The organism is Bifidobacterium sp. ESL0822, from assembly GCF_052606675.1.
Window position 1 is genome coordinate 1,518,881 of record NZ_CP199596.1, and the last position, 18,505, is coordinate 1,537,385.

Below are 18,505 nucleotides of genomic sequence, written 5' to 3' on the forward strand. Positions count from 1 at the left end.
AGATTGGTCGATGATGCCTGTTTCCCCGGAGTAGGGGGGGGGGGTGTCAAGGCAGGACACCTCATGAATGTATCTGGGGAGCAACTGACAACAGAGAAAACAGAGGTAACCGATGAACATCATGGTTCGTTTCAAACGCGCATGCGCAGTACTCGCTGCCGGCGCCGCCCTGGCAAGCGGCTTGGCATTGCTGCCTACCGTGGCCCAGGCTGTCGAGAGCAAGAATGTCCAGACCAAGGCCGCTGGCTACAAAATCACGTTCATTGACCCAAGCGTAGATATGGAACACCCCACCGAGGTGACTAAAACTACCGATGAAAACGGCAAGCTGAGCCCCGACCAAGTCCCCGAAGTTAAGGTGCCGAATTCATTGGTAGACACCATGAAAGGTGACGGCTGGAACTTCGAGTACGGAAGCCCGGAACCGGCAATCGACTTCGATACCTACGTTTTCACCGGAGACACCACACTCTATCCTCGCTACGCCGAGAAAACCCCCACCACCTACAACATTACTTTCATCAGTACGAATCCGGAAAATCCAAAAGATTCCTATTCGCAACTACTTGTAACCAATAGTAAACGCAGGCTTTCTGAAGACCCCAAGATCGTCGACTACGACGGTTACACTTTCGCCGGCTGGTATAACACCAATGGCTGGGGTCCTCTTGTCCCTGGCGCTCCCTACACCTCAGATACTACTTTCATAGCCAAGTATGACAAGGTGACCACTCCCACCCAGCCTGACCAGCCCAACCAGCCTGACCAGTCTGGTCAGACCGCTCCGGTTGACAACAACACCAAGCAGCCTGCCAAGGACAACAAGGCTCCCGCCAAGGATCCGGCTAAGCAGGACACCAAGAACAACAACACACTGGCCCAGACCGGCGCCGACGCCACGGCTCCTCTGGCCATCGCCGCTGGCCTCTGCCTGGCTGCCGGCATCACCCTGGGTCTGCGTCGCAAGCTGGCTCTGTGAGCCCGCAGGCTTCAGCCTGACCTATGATGATTGAAGCCCAAAGGCCCCTGGTCCATTGCGGCCACAGGGCCTTATCCATATCCGGCAGTCGCGGTCGTTCGAACCTGTTCATTGAAGAAATTGCAAGCATCCGACCGCCCATTACCCCCTTACGGCAGGGTCACGTACTATGAAAGGGTTATATGGAAAGGGATGACTATGAGCGTTCTCGATCGTTTCGAGAAGAGCGTGGAAGGCGCCGTTAACGGTGTCTTCTCGAAGTTCGGCTCCAAGGACCTACAGCCCGTCGACCTGTCGAGCGCCCTCGAGCGTGAGATAGACTCACAGGCCATGCCCGTCGGTCGCGACCGCACCGTGGCGCCCAACGAGTATCGATTCAGACTATCCACACCAGACTTCGACCGCATCGAGCAGTGGGGTTCGGAGGCTCTGGCCAACGAGCTGGCAGACAACCTGACCAAGTACGCCGAAAGCCAGCACTATGCCTTCGTCGGCCCGGTCGTGGTCATCTTCGAGGAGGACCTCAACCTGAACAAGGGCGACTTCCACCTGTCTGCCGAGTCGGTCCAGGGCAACGCGGCACCCGTCACCACACCCGAAGAGTCCAAGGACTGCCCGGTGTTGGAGATCAACGGTCGCCAGTACCTGCTGACCGCGCCCATCACCACCATCGGCCGTGGATCCTCCTGCGACATCGTCATCGACGACGCAGGCATCTCCCGTCGACACCTGCAGATCGAAATCACTGACAAGGGCGTGGTAGCCCGCGATCTGGGATCCACCAACGGAACCTATGTAGAGGGACATCAGGTTCCCGCAGCCACCCTGCTGGACGGCAATACCATCACCATCGGCCGTACCCGCATCCTTTACTGGGCATCGTCGCAGGAACAGGATTCGTAAGCCGCCCAGACCTTGAAGTAAGGTCGAATCATTATGCTGACTGAACTGACATTCGCCATCCTCAAATACGGATTCCTGGCTCTGTTATGGGTATTCGTATGGCTGGCCATCCGTTCACTCCGCAAAGACATCGAAACTTTCAGCCCCAAAACCTCTCATACCCGCCGACGTAGCGAACGCGCAGCCCAGGGCAAGCTGCCGGCGGCCGCCAGATCCGTACCCATCGCCCCAGTCAGCAAGACGGAGCCCGCAAACAACGAGCCTTCCCTGCTGGTGGTCATTGACGGACCTTTGGCCGGCTCCTCCACGCCGCTGTCCGGACGACCCATCACCCTGGGCCGCTCCTCCTCGAACACCCTGGTGCTGGACGATGAGTTCGTCTCCGGCCATCATGCGCGGGTCTACCAGGATCCCGCATCGGGCCGATGGGCCATCGAGGATCTGGGTTCCACCAACGGTACCGTCGTCTCGGGGCAGAAAATCACGGCACCGACAATCCTACCGGCGGAGGTTCCCGTGCGCATCGGAGCCACCACCTTCGAGTTGAGGTAGCCGCCCATGACCAGGAACGATGCGAGTAAAAAGCTGTTCCTCTACTCCACGGCGGTTTCAGACGTGGGGTACGTGCGCAGCAACAACCAGGATTCGGCCTTCGCCGGCGAGCGCCTGGTGGCCATGTGCGACGGCATGGGCGGCCACGCAGGCGGGGATACAGCCTCGACCATAGCCATCCGATCCCTGGCCCACATCGAACGCGACGACCGGGAACAGGACGTGCAATCCCTGGCCCGGATGATGGAGACTTCGGTCATCGCGGCCCATGACGCCATCGTGGGCAAGGCCAAGCGCGAACACCGCCTGTCAGGCATGGGCACCACGGTCACGGCCCTGGCTCTGGCCGACGACTCCTGGGTGCTGGCCCATATCGGGGACTCCCGAGGCTACCTGCTGCGGGAAGGCAAGTTGATCCGGATGACCCAGGACCACTCCTACGTGCAGCACCTGATCGACACCGGCCGCATCTCCCCGGCAGAAGCCCGCAACCACCCTCAGCGCAACGTGGTCATGCGGGTCCTGGGGGACTTCGACATCGACCCCCGTCCGGACATCTCCATCTCCAAGGCCTTGCCCGCAGACCGCTGGATGATCTGCTCGGACGGCCTCTGCGGCGTTCTGGAGGACTCGACCATCGCCGAAGTGCTGTCCTCTGTCTCGGACCAGGCAGAGTGCGCCCAGCAGCTGGTCACTTTCGCCCTGAAGGCCGGCAGCACCGACAACGTGACCGTGGTCATCGCCGATGCCACGCTGGCCCTGGACGCCGATGCCTTCGATCTGCCCCATCAGACCCCCTTGGTCGGTGGCGCAGCCAGCTCCAACCTGGAGGCCCTGGCCGACATTCTGGATGAGCCAGTAGCGGCCGCACCGCGCCTACGCGACGAGTCCCGGGAATCCCCCGCCAAGCGGGCCGCCGACCTGGCCCAGGACCGGGATGCCGGCAAGCAGGAGGACGAGGATGACGATGTCCGCACCGCCCAACCCTCGGCTGCACGCGAAGAGAGCGGCGAACGACATGTGCCCGACACCAGCGAGATCCCCGTCGTCCACAAGAAGGACGGCTCGGACTCTGCCGACCCCTACGACCCGGACGTGGCCGACGCCATCCACAAGGAGCACCTGGAGCAGCGCAAGCGTCAGCGCTCAAGGCACCGGCGGATTCGGCTGATCCTGGCCGGCATCATCACGCTGGTAATCCTTGCCCTGGCCGGAGGCACGGCGGCTGCCTACCGCTGGAGCCAGGAACAGTACTACCTGGGCACGGACCAGGGCCGAGTCGTCATCTACCAGGGCGTGCCCACCAAGGCCTTCGCCCTCTCGCTGTCCCACCCGGTGCAGACCACGGACATCGCCGTCAAGGGTCTGCCCCAGTCCTGGCGTGACCAGCTGGAAGAGGGCATCACCGTCTCCAGCATGGACGACGCCAAGGAGCACGCCCGTCTGATTCGCAAGGAGGCCGGCGACCTCAAACGCGAGCACGCCAAGGAGGCCAAGGACGAGTCCGACCAGACGTCGGCTTCTCCCTCAGCCTCGCCCTCACCGTCGGAAACCGATCAGGGCGGGCGGCAGAAGTCATGATCATCACCCGTCTGCGCCGCATAGGCCTTCTGCTCTTCTCCCTGCTGGTGGGGTTCATCTGCTTCTTCCAGATGTTCGCCCGTGTGGCGGGCCACTTCCCCAAGGATTATGCCGCCCTGTTGGCAGTCACAGCCGCCCTCTTCATCGCCCTCTGGGTCCTGCTGGAGATTTTTCAGCCTTACGGCAGCCAGGCCATCCTGCCCGGCATCGTCATCCTGAGTTCCCTGGGCATCACCCTGATCACCCGTATAGATCTGCGCAACGCCCAAATCGGCCAGCCCACACGGGTGGGCTTCACCCAGCTGATCTGGCTGTGTCTGGCCCTGGTCCTGTGTGGACTGCTGGTGGTGCTGCTCCGGGACTACAGGCTGTTGCGCCGCTTCTCCTATGTAAGCATGGTAGTGGGCCTGGTCCTGCTTCTTTCGCCCATGCTGCCAGGCATCGGCCGCGAGATCGGCGGTGCCCGCATCTGGATAGGCGTGGGGTCGCACACCCTGCAACCCGGCGAATTCGCCAAACTCTTCCTGGCTTTCTTCTTCGCCGCCTACCTATTCGACCACCGGGACCAGCTGGCCGTGGGCGGCAAGAAAGTCCTGGGCATGCGGATGCCCCGAATCAAGGACTTTGGCCCCATCATCATCGTCTGGCTTATTTCGCTGGCCGTCCTGGTCATCCAGCATGATCTGGGCACCTCGCTGATGTACTTCGCTATGTTCGTGTCCATGCTCTATGTGGCCACCGGCCGCACCAGCTGGATTGCCATCGGCTCGGTCTTCTTCGTCATCGGGGCTGTGGCGGCATCCATGATCTTCGCCCACGTGGGTGCCCGTGTGGACGCCTGGCTGCACCCCTTCAGCGATGCTGAGTTCAGCAAGGCCTTCGGAGGATCCGGCCAGCTGGTGCGCGGCATCTTCGGCCTGGCCGCCGGCGGGCTGACCGGCACCGGCCTGGGCCAGGGACGCCCCTGGATCACCCCCCTGGCCAACTCCGACTTCATCTATACATCGGTGGGCGAGGAGCTGGGGCTGAGCGGCCTGCTGGTGGTCCTGGCCCTCTACCTGGTCATCGTGGCCTCGGGCATGATCACGGCCATGAAGATCAAGGACGGCTTCGGCAAGCTTCTGGCCTCCGGTCTGGTCTTCACCATGGCCTTCCAGGTCTTCACGGTGGTGGGCGGCATCACCCTGGTCATTCCCCTGACCGGCCTGACCATGCCCTACATGGCGGCGGGTGGCTCCAGCCTGGTGGCCAACTGCATCCTGGCCGTCCTGCTGATCATCATCTCCAACGCGGCCAACAAGCCTGCGCCGGAGGTCAGCTCGGACACCTTCAAGTACGAGGCCTTGGCCGTGTTGCGCCAGCAGGAAACCAGCAAACGCGACGAACAGGACGACTCGGACTCCGAAGAGCCCCATGGTCATCATGCCGGGCCGATCGAGACAACCGAACAGGATGAGGAGACCGATCTGCCAGCCACCGGTCGCATCCCCGTCCGCCAAGTTCGAGGAAGTGGACAGTGAACAAGGCCCTGCGTCAACTCTTCAACGCCGTCATCGTCCTCTTCGTCATCCTGGGGCTTTCCAGTTCCATCATCATGGTGATCCGGGCGGGCAGCCTTAACTCGGACCCCCGCAATCTGCGCGCCCTCTACCACGAGTATGCGGCGCCCAGGGGGGCCATCCTGACATCGGACGGCGCCGTCATGGCCCAGTCCGACCCCATCAACGACTCCTTCCAGTACCAGCGGCACTACCACAAGGGACCCGTCTACGCGCCCATCACCGGCTATTACTCCATCACCAGCCCGGCAGACCGGGGAATCGAAGCTTCGCGCGACCGCCTGTTGAGCGGCCAATCGGACAGTCTTTGGATGGACCGGCTCAAGTCCCTCTTCACCGGCACACAGAACAAGGGCGCATCCATCGAGACCTCCATCAATCCCCAGATGCAGGAGGCCGCCTACGCCATGCTGGGCAACCTGTCCGGTTCGGTGGTGGCCATCGAGCCCTCCACAGGCCGCATCCTGACCATGGTCAGCACACCGAGCTACAACCCCGAAGACCTGACCGCCCACGACAGCGGCGATGCCTCCCAGGCCTACCAGAAGCTGGCCTCCCGTTCCGACAACCCCATGCTCAACCGGGCCACCTCGCAGCTGTATCCGCCCGGGTCCACCTTCAAGGTGGTTGTGGCCGCCGCCGCCCTGGAGTCCGGCCAGTATCACCCCGATAGCCAACTGCCGGCCGGGGCCTCATACACATTGCCCGGCACCAACTACAATCTGACCAACACCACTACAGCGGCCGGCGGGGTCAACGGGAAGATCAGCCTGGAGAATGCCCTGGCCTACTCATCCAACACGGCCTTCTCCCAGCTAGGGGTCGCCCTGGGCGGCAAGACGCTGGCAGCGCAGGCCCGCAAGTTCGGCTACGGCTCCACCATCACCCTGGACGGGACCACCTCCACAGGACGGCCCATGAAGGCCGTGGCCTCCAAATTCCCCGAGGACCAGTCCCAGGACCGGATCGCCCTAGCTTCCATCGGCCAGGGGGACACCCTATCCACCCCACTCCAGGCTGCCATGACGGTCGCCGCCGTGGCCAACGGCGGCAAGCTCATGCAACCGACCCTGGTGGACCGGGTGCGCTCCAGTGACCTCAGCGTCATCAGTGAGACAACGCCCTCGGTCTACTCACAGGCCTTCTCATCGGACACCGCCAAGGCCCTGACCACCATGATGGAGGCAGTAACCACCAAGAGCTACCCGGAGCTTGAGATTCCAGGAGTGCAGGTGGCCTCCAAGTCCGGCACAGCCCAGATCGGCACGGGCAATACGGCAAATGACGGGTGGATGGTAGGATTCGCTCCGGCCGACAAACCCAAGGTAGCCGTAGCCGTCGTGGTGCATGGAATCTCCTCCTATGGCATAGACATTGCCGGGCCAATCATGAAACGCATCATGCAGGAGGCTGCCAAGTGAAACTGGTACAAGGACAGCTCATCCATAGACGGTACCGTCTGGACCGTCGCCTGGCCCAAGGGGGCATGGGCGAAGTCTGGAAGGGCTATGACATCGAACTGGGACGAGTTGTGGCCATCAAGGCCCTGCGCGAGGATCTGACCAACGAGGAGTCCAAGCTGCTGCGGCTGCGGGCCGAGGCGCACAATTCCGCCAACCTGGCCCACCCCAACATCGCCGCCCTCTTCGAGTACTACGAGCACGACGGCATCGGATTCCTGATCATGGAATACGTGCCCAGCCAATCCCTGGCAGACATCTATCGGGACCGGGGCGCCCTGGACCCCATCGAGCTGCTGCCCATCCTGATACAGACGGCCCGAGGGCTCTACGTGGCCCACTCCCACGGGGTCATCCACCGGGACGTCAAGCCGGCCAACATCATGGTCTCCGACACCGGCGAGGTCAAGATCACCGATTTCGGGGTCTCCTACTCCACCAACCAGGGGCAGATCACCCAGGACGGCATGGTGGTGGGCACGGCCCAGTACATCTCGCCCGAGCAGGCCCAGGGCCTCCAGGCCACCCCCCAGTCCGACATCTACTCCCTGGGTGTGGTGGCCTACGAGGGGCTCTGCGGGCACCGGCCCTTCACCGGCGCCACCCCGGTGGACATCGCCGCAGCACACGTCAACGACCCTGTGCCGCCACTGCCCGACTCGGTGGACAACCAACTCATGAACTTCGTCATGTCCATGCTGGCCAAGGACCCGCGAGACCGCCCGGCAAATGCCCTGGTAGTCTCGCACACCCTGGCCAGGATCGAACAGCGGCTGCTGGACCAGCAGCTGGGCGAGACGGAGGTCATCGACCCGCGCGCGCCCATGCCTCGACGCATTATGAGCAGGCCACACGCGGCAAAAGACATCTTCAGGCCCTTCTGGGGGCACTATGGAGGAGGAAGCGCACAGCGCGGCCTTGAAGCGACGAACGGAGGGGATACCCTATGAGCATCACACTGCCGCCATCCCTAGCGGACGGACGCTACCGTCTGGGACAGCTGATCGGACGCGGTGGCATGGCCGAGGTCCACAAGGCTGTGGACACGCGTCTTGGAAGGACGGTCGCGGTCAAGATCATGCGTTCCGATCTGGCCAACGACGAGGTCTTCCTATCGCGGTTCCGGCGGGAGGCTCACTCGGTCGCCCTGCTCAACAACCCCAACATCGTCTCCATCTATGACTCGGGCGAGGAGATACTGACCGACGACCAGGGCAACCATGAGCGGGTGCCCTACCTGGTCATGGAGTACGTCAAGGGACAGACCCTGAGGTCCATCCTCAAGGAGAACGGTGCTCTGAGCCAGCGCGACAGCGAGCAGGTCATGCTGGGCATGCTGAGCGCTCTGGACTACTCCCACCACATGGGCGTCATCCACCGGGACATCAAGCCCGGCAACATCATGATCTCGGAGCAGGGCATCGTCAAGGTCATGGACTTCGGCATCGCCAGGGCCATGGACGATTCGGCCGCCACGATGACCCAGTCTCAGGGTGTGGTGGGCACGGCTCAGTACCTGAGCCCTGAACAGGCCCGCGGCGAGAGCGTGGACATGCGCTCCGACCTCTATTCGGCCGGCTGCGTCCTCTACGAGATGCTGACCGGGCGGCCGCCCTTCAACGGGGATTCGGCCGTGGCCATCGCCTACCAGCACGTCACCGAGGTGGCCACCCCACCCAGCACCATCGTGCCCGGCCTGCCGAAGATGTGGGATTCCATCTGCGCCAAGGCCATGGCCAAGGACCGCCAGAACCGGTACGCCACGGCCGCCGCCTTCAAGAGCGACATCCTGGCCTTCATGAACGGCGGAACCCCGGTAGCTGCCGCCTTCAACCCGCTGACCGACCTGGCCAATGTCAAGGCCCGCAAGGATGCCGAGCAGGGCACCGAAACGGCAACCCTGCCGCTGACCGAAGAGGAGACGGCAGCCACCCAGGCCTTCAACCCTGTTCAGGACCCGCTCAATCCGGCCGCCGCCACCGATGTAGCCACGGCTGAGCGCACGGCCACCAGGGCGGCCCAGAAGAAGTCCAAACGGCGCAAGCAGATCATCATCGGCGCCATCGTGACGGCTTTGGTCCTATTGCTTGCTGGATTGGGCGCGTGGAACGTCCTAAGCCGAAACCGTCATCCGATGGCCGAGGTACCCACCATCAACGCGCAGATGTCGCGGATCCTAGCCCGTGAGAAGGTCACCGCCGCAGGCTTCCAATACCAGGAGAAGGAAGACAACGACTCGGCCGAGCCCAAGGGGACCTTCACCAAGCAGAGCCCCAAGGGCGGAAGTATGGCTCCCAAGGGCTCCACAGTGACCGTCTGGTTCTCCTCCGGGCCCAAGGACTCGGCCATCCCCGATGTCAAGGGCAAGACCCAGCAGGAGGCCCGCAGAACCCTGGAGAAGGCCGGATTCAAGGTCTCTCCCGCTGCATCAGTGGAAGATAGCCAGGATGTACCCAAGGACCATGTGACCCGCACGGATCCCGCTGCAGGCCAAAGCGTGGCCAAGGGGACCAGCATCCTGATCTACATCTCCTCGGGTATGACCAAGGTGCCCGATCTGTCTGGCAAGACCAAGGACGACGCGACCAAGATTCTACAGAACCTGCACTTCAACATCACCATCCGCGAGCAGGCCTCCAACACAGTGGCCAAGGATATGGTGATCAGCACCGATCCGGCTGCCGGGTCCTCCATCCAGCAGGGAGCCATGATCACGGTCACCGTCAGCAACGGCATGCAGCTGAGCAACTACATCGGCATGACCCTGGGCGAGGCCAAACGCAACCTGGGCCAGGGGGTCAACATCACGGTCAACGGCCCCAATAACGACAACGCCGAGGTAACCGGCCAGGATCCCACCTCAGGTTCCTCCTTCGACAAGTCCAAGGACACCATCACCCTGACCACGGCCATCCGCATCCCGCCCTTCTCCCAGGGCGAGACCTTGGGCAGCTACCGGCAGAAGCTGACCAACAGCGGTGTCAGCGCCGACAGGGTGACCTCCATCGGCAAGGACACGGACAAGGTGACCGCAGTCAGTCCTGGGGCCGGCAGCAGGGTGGACGACAGCACCCCCATCACGGTGACCACCGTAAGCTCCAGCAACTGACCCTATGGCTCGGCGGCCAAAGTCTTGCCGCCGAGCCATATCGTTGGTCATATAGGACCGGTCAGAGTTAATACGGGGTGAACATAGCGGCATCTACCAGACTGTGGCCGCAGAAGAGTCTTGGGTAAACCTCGGGCAATTGCTTCTGGCGGTCGGCAATGTGCGACATCAATAAGCGGCGGGACCGCAGAATCACAGTGGATTCCGCGATCCCGCCGCTTTTCCATGCCGCCTAGGTCAGATGGTGGAGTAGTTGGACATCTGTCTGAGCATGGGCACGTTACTGGCCAGCCATGGGAAGCCCCATTCCATCAGGGCACAGGCCAGAGCCAACAGGAGCAGAATCAGCAGAAGCCAGCGGATCGGCGCTATACCGGACTGATGCCGCAGCAGCCAGCCGTAGAGGCTGATCATGGGCTGGGGCTTCTCGCCCTTGCGAATCTGCCGCAGCAAGGGGTAACGCCAGGCAGCCAGGGCCGCCAGGTAGATGATCAGATAGGCTGCTACCAAAACCATGAAGATCGGTTGCAGAGAACCCAGCTTGGCCACGACGGAGCCCTTGTCGTCCGCAAAGGCCACTTTGCCGCCTCGGTCACCCAAAAGCTCCTTGGGCACTCCGTCGGACACCTTGGCCCAGTAGCCGAATTCGCCCCAGCTTATCCAGCGGTGGGTGGCCGTGGTGTACTTGGGCTCACAGGTGGTCAGCGTGATCATGCGCCGATCAGGAGACTCGTTGGGCGAATAAGGGTTGGGAGCGATAACGCTGACCTCGTCGGCAGAGACGATCTTGTAGCGGGTGTAGTGGTAGACGTACCAGTAATCCTTGGTGCGCAAAACGATGGCATCGCCTACCCGTAGCTCATCCACATGACCCAGCGGCTCACCATAACCGGCACGGTGTCCGGCCAGGGCTACGTTGCCTATCTCGCCCGGCATCTGCGTATTGGGGTAGTGTCCCAGTCCCGCGTAAGCCAGCTCCCGGGGCGATGTGCCCTGAACCACGTTGCGCTCCCAATTCTGTCCAAAACGAGGAATGTAGGCCTGGGCCATCAGCTCACCCTCGGAGGCCTGCTTGGGCTGCACTGGTGGCGCCCCTTTCTGAGGCTTGGCTACCTTGCGGGAGTCACCGGATCCCGGGTTGCTCCAGGAGGTCGAGGCACGGGCCTCCAACTGCTGATGCTCGGACTGCACGCCGGTCCACCAGAGCTGCCAGACCACGTAAAGTGCGCAGACGACGGCCAGCGTAATCAGCAGCTCCCCTACGATTTCTGCAATGCCCACCAGCCAGGTTCGCCGCTTATCCGCCGGTTTATCGACCGACGTCCTGTCGTTCTCCGAGTCCTCTGTCGTCATTTACCGTGCCTTCTCATCTAGCGATGCGTACTGGAGTGGCTGCAGGACAGCCGTCGTCTCAGGGAATTTCAGATTGTCCGAAGACTCGACATCCCAACCCAGACCTACCGTATTCACGTACTCCTTGTAAATTCGGATGGATGGCGAAGCATTCAGGGACTTGGTCATCCGATCGACTGGTCCTATGGCTGAAATCTTATATGGCGGCGAGTACTTTCGGCCGTGCAGCAGCAACACATTGCCCACGCATCGCACAGCCGTGGTGGGCAGAACCCGCTGATCCTGGATCCTCATGGACTCGGCTCCCCCGGCCCAGAGCGCGTTGACCACGCTCTCCACGTCCTGCTGGTGGATGACGTAATCGTTGATGTTGGCCGTCGACCCGTCGGAACCAACCTTCTGTTGCCAGAGCGGGGAATCATCGAGGGTCACCGTCAGCCCCGGCCCCTGGACGGCCTTGAGCACCGTACCAGAGCCGGGGTCCTCGCGGGCCTGGTCCGAGCTGCCCTTGTCGTCGGTCAGGGTCTTCAGCGCGTTGATCTGCGAGCTCATATCATTGATGTCCTTGCGCAGCTCAGCAGCCTTGTTCTCGCGCTCCTCCACCAGCCCGGCCGTATCCGAGGTGACCGTGACCGTCCTGTTGACGCGGATGTTGGTGGTCAGCATGAACCCGACCAGGGCCAGCACCACAGCCACGGCCACTGTGCCGACCAGGGACCTGCGCGCACCGTGCCGTCCTGTCCGTCTGGTCATAGGCATACCCTCATCCTCGTCTGCGATAGTATTACGTTCGAGTCTAACCGCTACTATGGCTTAGTAGATCTACTGAAGGAGAATAACCTCATGGCAGAGCATCAACTCCATGATGACGAGGACGATGCGGTGGACGAGGCCAAGAAGACCGAGGCCGAGGACAAGACCGCTGACACTGGCGAGGATGCCGAGGACGAGGAGTACGGCCTGTCCATGGACAAGGTGGAGGCCGTGCTCAACCAGAGCGTTGACAAAAAGCACATGACTCCGCAGATGCGCCGCATCGTGCAGCGTCAGGAGGAGAACACCCGTCGCGTGGAGGACACCATCAAGAGCACCAAGGCCAATCCGCGCTGGTTCGTGCCCCTCTTCGTCACGCTGATGGTGGTGGGCCTGATCTGGATCGTGGTCTACTACATCTCCTCCGTCAGAGGCAGCGTCTTCCCCATCCCTGGCATTGGCAACTGGAACCTTGCCGTGGGCTTTGGCATTCTGCTGGTCGGCTTCCTCATGACCATGTGGTGGCACTGATCCAACAGCATTACTCTTCAGGAACCCCGCAACCGTCCAGGCATGGCTGTGGGGTTCTTTGTATGCCCATCCACACCTGAGCGTCAGGCATGTGTGGATTCAAGCCTCCAGCTCCACCTATTTCATCCACCGATTCGAAACTCAATCTAAAGTTATCCACAATCGCCCGAATTCCTCGTGGACGGCTTAAGGCACTCGTCCACAACCCTACTGCTGATTGAGTTCTGCATTCACTTATCCACTTTTTACAGGCATATATACACCAGTTCTGAATACTTATTCCCAGGTTATCCACAAGATTGTCAACAAATGTGGATAGATGACATCCATGTCATTTATCAATTACCGGACCCAAAACGAGGACGAAATAGTTGGCCGTCAACGGCAGGCAATCGACAGCGGGCAGATGCTGATTTTCAGCGCAAGGGGTTGAACATGTTGCAGCCCAGAGCCAGCAGAACCAGAGCCAGCAGGAAGATCAGCGTGGGCAACAGCCAGGAGAGCAGACCATGCACCCGGGAGCCAGGCCGGCCCACGTGCAGCAGGACCAGCATGAAGAGGCCGCCGACTATGAACCCGCCCACATGATCCTGCCAGGCGATGCCGGGCACGAACAGGGGCATGCAGAAGTTGATGGCCATCCAGACCACCATGGAAATGATGTCAATCCCCAGACGGCGGTAGACCACCAGAATGGCGGCGAAGAGCCCGAAGAGCGCGCCCGAAGCCCCGATGGCCGACGTGCCCCAGCCGTTGGGCGCCAGGACCGCATAGACCATCAGCCCCAGGTCTCCGCCCAGCCCGCTGATCATATAGAGGGCCAGGAAACGCCCATGACCTATCAGATTTTCCAGCACCGGCCCCACAACCCAGAGGGTGATCATGTTGAAGAGGATGTGCGAGACATTGGTGGCGTGCAGGAATATGTTGGTCACAAACATCCAGGGCTCATGAATGGCCGTAATCGGCACGAAGGCCCAATAACCCAACAAAAGCCGCTGGTAGCGAAGCGGAGCCAGCAGGTACAGGGCCATCTGGATGACCCAGGCCACTATGCAGATCAGGGTGATGGCTATGGTCACCACCGGAGCATGGTCACCCCAGTACCGCCGGATCCATCCCCGCGGCCCCCGACCGTTTCCTCCGCCTGTGAAACCGGTGCCCATGCCATTGACCATGAACCATACCTTACCTGACAGCCCAGCCCGGGGTGTGCGGTTTCCGTGCCGCAATGGCACCGATGCGCCCCACAGTTCGCCGCTTTCTACTAGGATGTTGACTAGGTCGGTCGAAGTGGGCAGGACCGACGAAAGTCGTCGAAAGGAGCCAAACATGGAGAATTCATCTTCAAACGGCTGGAAGTTCTTTGCACTGCTCTTCGGCACGCTGCTGGCCGGCGTTGTCGCTCTGTTCGTATACAAGCAGCAGAACCCGGATTATGATCCCTGGGAGGAGCCATGGGAGAACAGCTCATCGCCAGTCGACCTGGGCCTGGCCAAGGATGAGGAGGACAAGGGGTCCGAGGATCCCGAGACCCCTCTGCAAGCGGGCGCACAGGCCTGACCGTTCCGGTCGGGAAGGAATCCGACCCAGCGTCAGGGACGTGAGGGCAACGGATTCCTTTTTTCATGCCTGACTTCGGCCTAACCACAGTCTGTTGGACACGCCTGTTGGGGCGGCGCGTCACAATGGAGCCATGAGTGCCATACGGGAAGCAGACATGGAAGAGGGCCGCCGGGATTTTCTGACCTGGCGCGATGCAGCCAAGGAGGCCGCAAATAATCTGGGCCCGGAGGGCGACCGCCTGTCAGTGGCCCCACAAACGGATAGGCGTAGCAAGGCCATGGCGGTCCGCTATTCCTTGCACATGCTGGAGATCAAGGCCCCCGGCCCCGGTGTGGAGGTCAGGGTGGCCCCCTGGGGAGCCGTCAAGATTCTGGACGGTCCGGCATCCGACCCGCATAACCTGACCCCGCCCGACGTAATCGAGCTGGACCCGGATGTCTGGCTGCGGCTGGCCGCCGGCATCACCGACTGGAGCGAAGAAGCCGCCGCCGGGCATATCAGCGCCGTGGGCGAACGCGACGATCTGCACGAGCTGCTGCCGCTGGTATGACCAATAGCCGACTACCTCGGCGGTCGGCTACTTGTTCGCCGACCCCTTGGCTGCGGTCTTCTGGTCCTTATGGTGTTTGAGCGCGCTGGGCACGGGAATGGGTATGCGCTTGTGCGGCTTGGGCGTGGCTGGCATCTCCCCAGAGGTGGCTTTGGCAGCAGCCTCGGCGGCCCACCGGGCGTAATCATCCAGATCATCGTCCGGGGAATCCTCGGGAGCCTGGCCCCCCGATTTGCGCGAATCCGGCTTGGAGTACTCCTCTTCAACCATTTTGAAGGGATCTTTGCCCTTGGTTCCGGGTTCCTTGCTGCTGAGCTCTTTGGCCAGCTCGTCGTAATCCGTGTCCGTTGTCAGATATTTGAGCTTCCGGGCTATTTTCGTCTGCTTAGCCTTCTGACGTCCGCGGCCCATCCGACCCCCTTCGCCAGGTAACGTGCACTTAGGCAACTTGAATGTGAATTTGCATCATTTATGAGAGTACCACCTGAGCATCTTGTCGGCTCGGACTTTTACCATAAAAGCAATTCCCAGAAGGACATTCGGCACGACGACGAGGGTGGGACCATGCAGGAAGAAGTCACAGCGGCAGGCAATGAGATCAGCGACAGCTTCAGAGCCGCCAAGCATCGGTCCGACCAGGTGCTGGCCGAGCTGGACAAGAATCCGAGCCGCTACACCATGCTGACCGGCGACCGCCCGACCGGCAGGCTCCATCTGGGCCATTACTTCGGCTCCATCCGCGAGCGTGTCCAGATGCAGAACCGCGGCGTGCATACCAACATCGTCATCGCCGACTACCAGGTCATCACCGACCGGGACACCACGGAGCACATCCGCGACAACGTGCTCAACCTGGTGCTGGACTATCTGGCTGCGGGCATCGACCCCAAGAAGACCATGATCTTCACCCATTCGTCCACCCCCGCAGAGAACCAGCTGCTGCTGCCCTTCCTCTCCCTGGTGACCGAGGCCGAGCTCCACCGCAACCCCACAGTCAAGGCCGAGATGGAGGCCAGCGGCCACGCCCTGACCGGCCTGTTGCTGACCTACCCGGTCCACCAGGCCTGCGACATACTCTTCTGCAAGGCCAACGTGGTGCCCATCGGCAAGGACAACCTGCCGCATGTGGAGCTGACCCGGACCATCGCCCGCCGCTTCGACGAGCGCTACCCCGGCCAGGCCCCGGTCTTCCCCGAACCTGATGCCATCCTGTCCGACACCCCTGAGATCCCGGGCCTGGATGGCCGCAAGATGAGCAAGTCCTACGGCAACTCCATCATGCTGGGCGCCACCGCGGAGGAGACCGCCAAGCTGATTCGCAAGTCGCCCACCGACTCCGAGCGCAAAATCACCTTCGACCCTGTGAACCGCCCCCAGGTCTCGGCCCTGCTGACCACGGCCGGCCTGGTGACTGACCGGAAGCCCGAGGACATCGCTGAGGAGATCGGCAACGCCGGCTCGGGCGCCCTCAAGGCCTATGTAACCAAGTCGGTCAACGAGTTCCTGGCACCCCACCGCGAGCGCCGTGCCGAGCTGGCCAAGGACATGGACACTGTGCGCGACATCCTGGTCGAGGGCAACAAGCGCGCCAACCAGATAGCCGAGGAGACCCTTGATCAGGTCCGCTCGGCCATGGGCATGAGCTACTAAACGTCGTACCGCCAGGAACGGTCGGTCAGCACCCGGGCCGTGACCAGGCCTATGGGCAGGCAGATGATGACCATGAAGGCCCGGAAGGCCCAGTCCAGGGCGTTGAGTGTATTGAACTGCCCCAGGTAGAACATGGCCCTGTACATATACAGGCCGGGCACCATGATGACGATGGAGGGCACGGTCAGGCTGATTCTTGGGTAGCCCAGGTGGGGCGGCAGCAGGCCGTGACGGACCGAGGAGCGCCAGACAGTGGCCAGCATGCCGGCCAGGAAGGCGCCCAAAAAGGCGGCCATCTCCGGAGGGACATGAAGCAGGTCCTGCATCTCCAGACGCATGGTGTCGGTCAGGGCGCCAATGACAGCGGCCACCAGGGCCATGCGCTGGGGTGAGTTGAAGAGGACCGAGAAGCCCCAGACCCCGCAGAATGCTGCAATCATGCGAAACCCGGCCATCAGCCAGGGGCTCAGGTTCATCGGTTCAAAGCCCTGGGGATTGAGCATTACCATCCGCGCCACGGCCCAGCCTCCCAGTGTGGCCACCAGGATGATCGAAAAGGCGTAGGTGATGCGTTGCACCCCCGAAGGGAAGTCCAGCTTGGCGATGTCCAGGCCGCCGGTGACCAGGGGGAAGCCGGGAATGACGAAGAGGATGGCACCGATGTAAGCCGTGTCGTGCTTTAGGGCCACCGGGTCGAAGATACCCACCAGCCTCAGTGTGCCGACGCAGGCCAGGGCGGCGATGATGACCGCCACCCCGGTAGCGAAGAACTGGTTGATCCGCCTGCCCAGCATCTGACGGCGCACCCATTGGCCTATGCCAGCCCCGACGAAGGCTCCGGCCATGTCGTAGGGGCCACCGCCCAGCAGGAAGACGAAGGCCGCGCAGGCCACAGCCGAGGCGAAGCCCGAGAAGAGGGGCGAATAGAGGGGTTTGCGGCGCTCAATCAGGTCCAGGCGTTCATGCGCCTGCCGGACTGTGATGCCACCCGCTGCCTGCGGCTCTGGGTACGCGGACTTGTCAGAGGAGGCAGGCTTATCGGAAGATACAGCCTCTTTGAAAGACGTGGACCGGTCAGAAGACGCTGACTGTTCAGAAGACGCAGCGCTCTCGGAAGACCTGGCCTTCTCATGTGCTTCGCCTTGAGTTGACGCAGATTGTCCGGACGCAGGCCGCTCAGCCCCCGAATCGCTCCCTTGGCTGGTTGCACAAGATTCAGTGACTGCAGAACCAGCGGCACTCGAATCTGAATTCTCAATCGCGGCGGCAGCAGAAACGGAAGCAGCCTTGGAATCGTTGGAATCCCCCGGCCGAGGCGTGGAGCCTACGGTTCCCAGACCGGCGGCTGTCCTGGTGTCTATGGCCGCCGCATCGATCCGGCTCTGGCTGATCTCGTCCTCGTTGTGTACGGCAGTGGCCACCGCGTCCTTGAGCGCCTTGGCCGCATCCTGGTCCTGGGCCAGCACCTCTTTGACCGCCTTGCGAGCCGCTGCATAGACGTTCGGCTCGTCCAGGTTGTCCACCAGCTCCCTGGAGACCACCGACATGGCGTGGTAGGTCCCCGCCTGCCCGCACTTGACGCTGAGCCAGTCCGCGAAGTGTTCCAGGAGCCAGATCCGCTCGGTGTTGACCCCGGTGGTGGGCAGGTCCACCACCTCAGTGATCCGAGACACACCATCCGTGCAGGTGGCCTCGATGTCGGTCAGGTTCACGTCGGCCCGCACATGCACGCCCATGGGGTAGGCAATCCTGTGCATCATCTCGCGCACGCGGAAGCTTCCCGTGCCGGCCCCCAGCTCCAGCATGCCCACCCGCACAATCAGGCTGGTCTTGGCCGCTATGCAGGCCTCGACGATGGGCTTGTCGTAATCGCGTTCAATGTCCTCCATGTCCAGCGGAATGGAGTGGGTGTGGTACTTGCTGACCCGTCTGACCTCGGCTGCGGTCCTGCCGCGATAG

At 62.0% G+C, this 18,505-nt stretch carries 17 protein-coding genes; 12 read left to right on the forward strand and 5 right to left on the reverse strand.

Annotated features, from left to right (window positions below):
• Positions 1-112 precede the first annotated feature (112 nt).
• The 8 genes from ACUIAF_RS05950 (at position 113) to pknB (ending at position 10,143) form a co-directional block, all read left to right on the forward strand.
• A complete protein-coding gene (locus ACUIAF_RS05950; protein ID WP_445338157.1) occupies positions 113-979 on the forward strand; it encodes an LPXTG cell wall anchor domain-containing protein in 867 nt (288 codons plus the stop codon).
• A gap of 198 nt (positions 980-1,177) precedes the next feature.
• Entirely contained in the window at positions 1,178-1,882 is a 705-nt protein-coding gene (locus ACUIAF_RS05955; RefSeq protein ID WP_015021121.1) for an FhaA domain-containing protein, read from the forward strand.
• A gap of 36 nt (positions 1,883-1,918) precedes the next feature.
• Positions 1,919-2,434 carry an FHA domain-containing protein FhaB/FipA gene (locus ACUIAF_RS05960; protein ID WP_099327452.1) on the forward strand — a complete coding sequence of 172 codons (516 nt, stop codon included), beginning with the start codon at positions 1,919-1,921 and terminating at the stop codon, positions 2,432-2,434.
• A 6-nt stretch (positions 2,435-2,440) separates the two neighbouring features.
• Positions 2,441-4,015: a BofC C-terminal domain-containing protein gene (locus ACUIAF_RS05965; protein ID WP_110416667.1), complete on the forward strand. Its 1,575-nt coding sequence runs from the start codon at positions 2,441-2,443 to the stop codon at positions 4,013-4,015.
• Positions 4,012-5,535: an FtsW/RodA/SpoVE family cell cycle protein gene (locus tag ACUIAF_RS05970; RefSeq protein WP_445338159.1), complete on the forward strand. Its 1,524-nt coding sequence runs from the start codon at positions 4,012-4,014 to the stop codon at positions 5,533-5,535. Before ACUIAF_RS05965 ends, ACUIAF_RS05970 begins: the two co-directional genes overlap by 4 nt.
• Positions 5,532-6,995: a peptidoglycan D,D-transpeptidase FtsI family protein gene (locus ACUIAF_RS05975; RefSeq protein ID WP_198216696.1), complete on the forward strand. Its 1,464-nt coding sequence runs from the start codon at positions 5,532-5,534 to the stop codon at positions 6,993-6,995. The genes ACUIAF_RS05970 and ACUIAF_RS05975 overlap by 4 nt, the downstream gene beginning before the upstream one ends.
• On the forward strand, positions 6,992-7,984 hold the full coding sequence (locus ACUIAF_RS05980; protein ID WP_198216697.1) for a serine/threonine-protein kinase: 993 nt from the start codon (positions 6,992-6,994) through the stop codon (positions 7,982-7,984). The genes ACUIAF_RS05975 and ACUIAF_RS05980 overlap by 4 nt, the downstream gene beginning before the upstream one ends.
• The gene (pknB, locus tag ACUIAF_RS05985) at positions 7,981-10,143 is read left to right on the forward strand and encodes a Stk1 family PASTA domain-containing Ser/Thr kinase (protein ID WP_198216698.1); all 2,163 of its coding nucleotides are present in this window, start codon (positions 7,981-7,983) and stop codon (positions 10,141-10,143) included. Before ACUIAF_RS05980 ends, pknB begins: the two co-directional genes overlap by 4 nt.
• A 237-nt stretch (positions 10,144-10,380) precedes the next feature.
• Here pknB and ACUIAF_RS05990 read toward each other — a convergent pair whose 3' ends face one another.
• Both ACUIAF_RS05990 and ACUIAF_RS05995 read right to left on the reverse strand, forming a co-directional pair.
• Complete coding sequence (locus ACUIAF_RS05990; RefSeq protein WP_445338162.1) at positions 10,381-11,496, reverse strand: class E sortase; 1,116 nt, start codon at positions 11,494-11,496, stop codon at positions 10,381-10,383.
• On the reverse strand, positions 11,497-12,249 hold the full coding sequence (locus tag ACUIAF_RS05995) for a DUF881 domain-containing protein (protein WP_445338164.1): 753 nt from the start codon (positions 12,247-12,249) through the stop codon (positions 11,497-11,499).
• Between the two features lie 90 nt (positions 12,250-12,339).
• Between ACUIAF_RS05995 and crgA the strand changes: the two genes are divergently transcribed.
• Positions 12,340-12,780, forward strand: a complete 441-nt coding sequence (gene crgA, locus ACUIAF_RS06000; protein WP_110416662.1) for a cell division protein CrgA — start codon at positions 12,340-12,342, stop codon at positions 12,778-12,780.
• 416 nt (positions 12,781-13,196) lie between these two features.
• Here crgA and ACUIAF_RS06005 read toward each other — a convergent pair whose 3' ends face one another.
• Positions 13,197-13,958, reverse strand: coding sequence for a rhomboid family intramembrane serine protease (locus tag ACUIAF_RS06005; RefSeq protein ID WP_015021111.1), 762 nt, complete (start codon positions 13,956-13,958; stop codon positions 13,197-13,199).
• Between the two features lie 154 nt (positions 13,959-14,112).
• On the opposite strand from ACUIAF_RS06005, the gene ACUIAF_RS06010 reads away from it, so the two are divergent.
• Both ACUIAF_RS06010 and ACUIAF_RS06015 read left to right on the forward strand, forming a co-directional pair.
• Positions 14,113-14,343 (forward strand): hypothetical protein, encoded by a 231-nt coding sequence (locus tag ACUIAF_RS06010; protein WP_015021110.1) that lies wholly within the window; start codon positions 14,113-14,115, stop codon positions 14,341-14,343.
• Between the two features lie 133 nt (positions 14,344-14,476).
• The gene (locus tag ACUIAF_RS06015; protein WP_198204118.1) at positions 14,477-14,896 is read left to right on the forward strand and encodes a sterol carrier family protein; all 420 of its coding nucleotides are present in this window, start codon (positions 14,477-14,479) and stop codon (positions 14,894-14,896) included.
• A gap of 27 nt (positions 14,897-14,923) precedes the next feature.
• Here ACUIAF_RS06015 and ACUIAF_RS06020 read toward each other — a convergent pair whose 3' ends face one another.
• Complete coding sequence (locus tag ACUIAF_RS06020) at positions 14,924-15,307, reverse strand: DUF3073 domain-containing protein (RefSeq protein ID WP_445338167.1); 384 nt, start codon at positions 15,305-15,307, stop codon at positions 14,924-14,926.
• A gap of 153 nt (positions 15,308-15,460) precedes the next feature.
• Here ACUIAF_RS06020 and trpS point away from each other — a divergent pair, with 153 nt between their 5' ends.
• Positions 15,461-16,546, forward strand: coding sequence for a tryptophan--tRNA ligase (gene trpS / locus ACUIAF_RS06025; protein WP_445338169.1), 1,086 nt, complete (start codon positions 15,461-15,463; stop codon positions 16,544-16,546).
• Here the strand turns inward: trpS and ACUIAF_RS06030 are convergent.
• Positions 16,543-18,435 (reverse strand): threonine/serine ThrE exporter family protein, encoded by a 1,893-nt coding sequence (locus ACUIAF_RS06030; RefSeq protein WP_445339173.1) that lies wholly within the window; start codon positions 18,433-18,435, stop codon positions 16,543-16,545. The two genes, trpS and ACUIAF_RS06030, sit on opposite strands and share 4 nt — an antisense overlap.
• Positions 18,436-18,505: the final 70 nt, after the last annotated feature.

Coding starts and splice junctions, on each gene's coding strand:
- ACUIAF_RS05950 (WP_445338157.1), top strand. CDS start 113: ATGAACATCATGGTTCGTTTCAAACGCGCATGCGCAGTACTCGCTGCC.
- ACUIAF_RS05955 (WP_015021121.1), top strand. CDS start 1,178: ATGAGCGTTCTCGATCGTTTCGAGAAGAGCGTGGAAGGCGCCGTTAAC.
- ACUIAF_RS05965 (WP_110416667.1), top strand. CDS start 2,441: ATGACCAGGAACGATGCGAGTAAAAAGCTGTTCCTCTACTCCACGGCG.
- ACUIAF_RS05970 (WP_445338159.1), top strand. CDS start 4,012: ATGATCATCACCCGTCTGCGCCGCATAGGCCTTCTGCTCTTCTCCCTG.
- pknB (WP_198216698.1), top strand. CDS start 7,981: ATGAGCATCACACTGCCGCCATCCCTAGCGGACGGACGCTACCGTCTG.
- ACUIAF_RS05990 (WP_445338162.1), bottom strand. CDS start 11,496: ATGACGACAGAGGACTCGGAGAACGACAGGACGTCGGTCGATAAACCG.
- ACUIAF_RS05995 (WP_445338164.1), bottom strand. CDS start 12,249: ATGACCAGACGGACAGGACGGCACGGTGCGCGCAGGTCCCTGGTCGGC.
- crgA (WP_110416662.1), top strand. CDS start 12,340: ATGGCAGAGCATCAACTCCATGATGACGAGGACGATGCGGTGGACGAG.
- ACUIAF_RS06005 (WP_015021111.1), bottom strand. CDS start 13,958: ATGGTCAATGGCATGGGCACCGGTTTCACAGGCGGAGGAAACGGTCGG.
- ACUIAF_RS06010 (WP_015021110.1), top strand. CDS start 14,113: ATGGAGAATTCATCTTCAAACGGCTGGAAGTTCTTTGCACTGCTCTTC.
- ACUIAF_RS06015 (WP_198204118.1), top strand. CDS start 14,477: ATGAGTGCCATACGGGAAGCAGACATGGAAGAGGGCCGCCGGGATTTT.
- ACUIAF_RS06020 (WP_445338167.1), bottom strand. CDS start 15,307: ATGGGCCGCGGACGTCAGAAGGCTAAGCAGACGAAAATAGCCCGGAAG.
- trpS (WP_445338169.1), top strand. CDS start 15,461: ATGCAGGAAGAAGTCACAGCGGCAGGCAATGAGATCAGCGACAGCTTC.
- ACUIAF_RS06030 (WP_445339173.1), bottom strand. CDS start 18,435: ATGGAGGACATTGAACGCGATTACGACAAGCCCATCGTCGAGGCCTGC.